Here is a 1,465-nt window from a genome sequence, read left to right as displayed (position 1 = left end):
GTCGAGTTACCTCTAAAGTTGTTGATCACGGGTGACTTCAAAGGCCACGGCGAACTAACCGCCCTTGAAGATCGACAATCCGTTCAAATAGACAAAGACACTTTCAATGAAGTACTGACCAAAGCCGAAGTTGCTCTGGACATGGCCGTTCCGTCCGTTCTGAACAACAACCACGACACCGACTTGAACGTGCAACTTCAATTCAAAAGCATCAATGACTTCGGCCCCGACGCCGTCGCTCGCCAAGTGCCTGAATTGAACAAGTTGCTGGAGTTACGCGAAGCGCTGGTTGCACTCAAAGGCCCCATGGGCAACGTCCCGGCCTTTCGCAAACACCTGCAGAGTCTGCTGACCGRTGAAACCGCCCGCCAACGCCTGGCCAGCGAGCTGAATCTAGTGCTCGACGCACCCAACCACTGATTTGAACGCCCTTCTCAACGGAGTACTCCCCATGCCTATGGAAAGCGCCGTCGCCCAAGTATTGGTGGCTGACGAACCAACGTCGTTGCTCGACCAACTGCTGGCCAATACCACCATTCGCCCCTCCCAGGAAGGCTACGCAGTCGCCCGCCAAGGCATGGCTGCGTTCATCAGCGAAATCCTGCAAAGCGGTGACCACCAACAGCCGGTCAACAAGCACCGGGTCGACCAGATGATTGCCGAAATCGACCGCGCCCTGAGCAAGCAGATGAACGTGATTCTGCATCAGCCGCAGTTCCAGCAACTTGAATCCGCATGGCGCGGCCTGAAGCTGCTGGTGGATCGCACGGATTTTCGCGAGAACATCAAACTGGAAGTGCTGCATGTCACCAAAGAAGAGCTGCTGGACGACTTCGACAACGCCGGCGATATCACCCGTAGCGGCCTGTACAAGCACGCCTACACCTCCGGTTACGGCCAGTTCGGTGGCGAGCCGATCGCGGCGATGATTGGCAACTACACCTTCGGCCCGTCGTCCCCGGACATGAAGCTGTTGAGCTACGTCGCCTCCGTGGGCGCCATGGCCCATGCCCCTTTCGTGATGGCGGCCGGTCCTGAGTTCTTCAACCTCAAGAGCTATCAGGACCTGCCGTCGGTCAAGGAAGTCAGCGACATTTTTGAAGGGCCCGGCCATACCAAATGGCGCAGCCTGCGCGAGATGGAAGACTCCAAATACATCGCAGCGACGCTGCCGCGCTTCCTGCTGCGTTCGCCGTACGACAGTTTGGAGAACCCGATTCGCAGCTTCGGCTATAACGAAACCGTCGACGGTAACCACGACAATTACTTGTGGGGCAACACCGCGTTCCTGATGGCCTCGCGCATCACCGACAGCTTCGCCCGCTACCGCTGGTGCCCGAACATCATCGGCCCGCAGTCCGGCGGCGCGGTGGACGATCTGCCGGTGCACCTGTACGAATCCCTCGGCCAATTGCAGGCGAAGATTCCTACCGAAGTGCTGATTTCCGATCGCAAGGAATTCGAG

Annotated in this window: 2 protein-coding genes; both read left to right on the top strand. The window is 57.9% G+C overall.

Going from position 1 to position 1,465, the window contains the following annotated elements:
- Positions 1-420, top strand: a 420-nt coding sequence (tssB, locus tag ACXRVY_RS28860; RefSeq protein WP_458238936.1) for a type VI secretion system contractile sheath small subunit, incomplete at its 5' end; no start/stop codon positions are given.
- A gap of 37 nt (positions 421-457) precedes the next feature.
- Positions 458-1,465 (top strand): type VI secretion system contractile sheath large subunit (tssC, locus tag ACXRVY_RS28855; RefSeq protein ID WP_458238937.1); only part of this gene is annotated, 1,008 nt, incomplete at its 3' end.

This window comes from Pseudomonas sp. P5_A2_2, assembly GCF_054177685.1.
The sequence above is the reverse complement of the archived record's forward strand: the minus strand, read 5'-3'. Positions and strand labels throughout refer to the sequence as shown.